At 66.0% G+C, this 3,960-nt stretch carries 1 protein-coding gene; it reads left to right on the top strand.

The genetic code is table 11. From position 1 onward, the window contains the following. Nucleotides 1-310: 310 nt before the first annotated feature. The coding region (locus ACXJKR_RS26550; RefSeq protein WP_457325362.1) for a DUF3683 domain-containing protein at nt 311-3,960 on the top strand (3,650 nt) is incomplete at its 3' end.

The following is a 3,960-nucleotide window of genomic DNA, read 5'->3' as shown; positions in this document are numbered from 1 at the left end:
CTCGGTCTGGGCCTGGGCCGGGCTGGCCAGGCCCAGGGCAGCGCCCAGCGCCATGACATAGGCGAACGACTTCATTGCAGTGTCTCCATGCGGTGTTTTGCGGGCCAGCATAGCGCCGCTTGATGAGCGACGAATGGCGGGCAAACACGGTGGCGCCCTGGGGGCAACCCCCCTCGGTTAGGATTCCAACCCTTGCCGCGAGGGGCCGTGGCCACAAGCCGGGTAGTCCTTGCCCGCCCTGCTGCCGACCCGAGCCGCTGCCCGCCCGAACCAGCCTGCGAAGGCTACTTTTCCGGTCACGCCGGTTGCCATGAACGCTCCGCATCCCCTGATGCCCACCGCTGAAGCGGCTGAGAGCGCAGCCCCCCGGTTGCGCGAGATTCCCTACAACTACACGTCGTTCTCCGACCGCGAGATCGTCATCCGCCTGCTGGGCTCCCGGGCCTGGGAGCTGCTGGACCAGTTGCGGTTAGAGCGTCGCACGGGCCGCTCCGCGCGCATGTTGTACGAGGTGCTGGGCGACATCTGGGTGGTGCAGCGCAACCCGTATCTGCAGGACGACCTGCTGGACAACCCTCGCCGCCGTGGCCAGCTGATCGAGGCCCTGCACCATCGCCTGGGCGAGGTGGAGAAGCGCCGTGACGCCGCTGCCGATGCGCAACGCGACGCGTCGGTCGGTGAGCTGCTGAAGGCGGCGCGTGGTGCAGTGGCCGAGTTCGCACTGATGTTTGAGCGCGTTGCTGAACTGCGCAAGCGCTCGGCCAAGAAGCTCGCCAAGCACACCGCCAAGGACAACATCAAGTTCGACGGCCTGTCGCGCGTGTCCCACGTGACGGACGCGACCGACTGGCGCGTCGAGTACCCCTTCGTCGTGCTGACGCCCGACACCGAGGCCGAGATGGCCGGCCTCGTGGGCGCCTGCTTCGAGCTGGGGCTGACCGTGATTCCGCGAGGCGGTGGCACGGGCTACACGGGCGGCGCGATTCCGCTGGTGTGGAACAGCGCCGTCATCAACACCGAAAAGCTGGAAGCGCTGCGCGGCGTCGAGATGCTGCGTTTGCCCGGCCTGGACCGCGAGGTGCCGACCATCTTCAGCGAGGCCGGTGTCGTCACGCAGCGTGTGGCGGACATGGCCGAGGCGAACGGCTTCGTCTTTGCGGTGGACCCGACCAGCGCCGAGGCCAGCTGCATCGGCGGCAACGTGGCCATGAACGCCGGCGGCAAGAAGGCCGTGCTGTGGGGCACGGCGCTGGACAACCTGGCCAGCTGGAAGATGGTGACGCCCGAGGCCAAGTGGCTGGAGGTCATCCGCCTCAACCACAACCTCGGCAAGATCCATGACGTGGAACTAGCCAGCTTCGAGCTGCGTTACTTCGACGCGTCGGGCACCAAGCTGGAAAAGACCGAGCGCCTGGACATCCCCGGCCGCGTCTTCCGCAAGGAGGGCCTGGGCAAGGACGTGACGGACAAGTTCCTCGCCGGCCTGCCGGGCATCCAGAAGGAAGGCTGCGACGGCCTCATCACCAGCGCGCGCTGGATCGTGCACCGCATGCCGGCGCACGTCCGTACGGTCTGCCTGGAGTTCYTCGGCAACCCGAAAGACTGCGTGCCCAGCATCGTCGACATCAAGGACTACATGTTCTCGATTGCCGACACCGGCGTGCTGTTGGCGGGCCTGGAGCATCTGGACGACCGCTACCTGAAGGCGGTGGGCTACGCCACCAAGAGCAAGCGCGGTGGCCTGCCCAAGATGGTGCTGGTGGGCGACATCGTCGGCGACGACGCGGATGCCGTGGCGCGTGCGACGAGCGAGGTCGTGCGCCTGGCCAATGGCCGCTCGGGCGAGGGCTTCGTTGCCGTGAGCGCCGACGCGCGCAAGAAGTTCTGGCTGGACCGCAAGCGAACGGCGGCCATCAGCAAGCACACCAACGCGTTCAAGGTGAACGAGGACGTCGTCATCCCGCTGCACCGCATGGGCGAGTACACGCTGGGCATCGAGCGCATCAACATCGAGCTCAGCTTGCGCAACAAGCTGGCACTGGTGACGGCGCTGCAAGCCTTGTTCCTGACGGGCAAGCTGCCGCTGGGCAAGAGCGACGACGCGGGTGACATCCCGAGCGCGGAGTTGCTGGAAGACCGGGTGCAACAGGCGCTGGCCTTGCTGCGCGAAGTGGGCGACCTGTGGCAGCAATGGCTGGATGGCCTGGACAGCGGATTCTTCGAGGGCTTGCAGACGCACGAGCTGCGCGCGTCGTGGAAGACGCAGATCCTCAAGCCCCTGCAGGCCCTCTTCAACGGCGCGGCCTTCGAGCCGCTGATTGCCGAGCTCAAGCGCATCCACAAGGAGGTGCTGCGCGGCCGCGTCTGGGTGGCCCTGCACATGCATGCCGGCGACGGCAATGTGCACACCAACATCCCCGTCAACAGTGACAACTACGAGATGCTGCAGACGGCCCACGCGGCCGTGGCACGCATCATGACGCTGGCGCGCTCGCTGGACGGCGTCATCTCCGGCGAGCATGGCATTGGCATCACGAAGATCGAGTTCCTGACCGACGACGAGATCGCCAACTTCACGGCCTACAAGAAGCGCGTCGACCCCGAGGGCCGCTTCAACAAGGGCAAGCTGCTGAAGGATGCTTCCCTGCCGGCCGACCTGCGCAATGCCTACACGCCGTCCTTCGGCCTGATGGGGCACGAGTCGCTGATCATGCAGCAGAGCGACATCGGCGAGATCGCCAACTCGATCAAGGACTGCCTGCGCTGCGGCAAGTGCAAGCCGGTCTGCGCCACGCATGTGCCGCGCGCCAACCTGCTCTATTCGCCGCGCAACAAGATCCTCGCCACCTCGCTGCTGGTCGAGGCCTTCCTGTACGAGGAGCAGACGCGCCGCGGCGTGTCGATCAAGCACTGGCAGGAGTTCGAGGACGTGGCCGACCACTGCACGGTCTGCCACAAGTGCCTGTCGCCCTGCCCGGTCAAGATCGACTTCGGCGACGTGACGATGAACATGCGCAACCTGCTGCGCAAGATGGGCCAGAAGACCTGGCGGCCGGGCAATGCGGCGGCCATGTTCATGCTGAACGCGACCAACCCCGAGACCATCAAGTTCATGCGCACGGCCATGGTGGGCATCGGCTTCAAGGCGCAGCGCTTCGCGGTCGACCTGTTCAAGCTCGCGGGGCGCAAGCAGACCAGCGCGCCCCCGGCCACGCTGGGCGCCGCGCCGATCAAGGAACAGGTCATCCACTTCATCAACAAGAAGCTGCCCGGCGGCCTGCCCAAGAAGACGGCGCGGGCGCTGCTGGACATCGAGGACAAGGACTACGTGCCCATCATTCGCCCGCCGTCCATGGCGAGCGAGACCGAGGCGGTGTTCTATTTCCCAGGCTGCGGCTCGGAGCGCCTGTTCAGCCAGGTGGGCCTGGCGACGCAGGCCATGCTCTGGCACGCCGGCGTGCAGACGGTGCTGCCGCCCGGCTATTTGTGCTGCGGCTACCCGCAACGCGGCTCGGGCCAGTTCGACAAGGCCGAGAAGATGATCACCGACAACCGGGTGCTCTTCCACCGCGTCGCCAACACGCTGAACTACTTGGACATCAAGACGGTGGTGGTGTCATGTGGCACCTGCTTCGATCAACTGCAGGGCTACAAGTTCGAGGACATCTTCCCGGGCTGCCGCATCATCGACATCCACGAGTACCTGCTGGAGAAGGGCATCACGCTCGGCTCCAAGACCAGCTACCTGTACCACGACCCCTGCCATTCGCCGATGAAGCTGCAGGAGCCGATGAAAACGGTGAAGGCGCTGGTGGGTGACAACGTCGTGAAGAGCGAGCGCTGCTGCGGCGAGAGCGGCACGCTGGGCGTGACGCGGCCAGACATCTCGACGCAGGTGCGCTTTCGCAAGGAAGAGGAACTGCGCAAGACCGAGACGCAGCTGCGCGACAGCGGCAAGGT

The sequence above is a fragment of the Roseateles sp. P5_E11 genome (assembly GCF_054049355.1).
The sequence above is the reverse complement of the archived record's forward strand: the minus strand, read 5'-3'. Positions and strand labels throughout refer to the sequence as shown.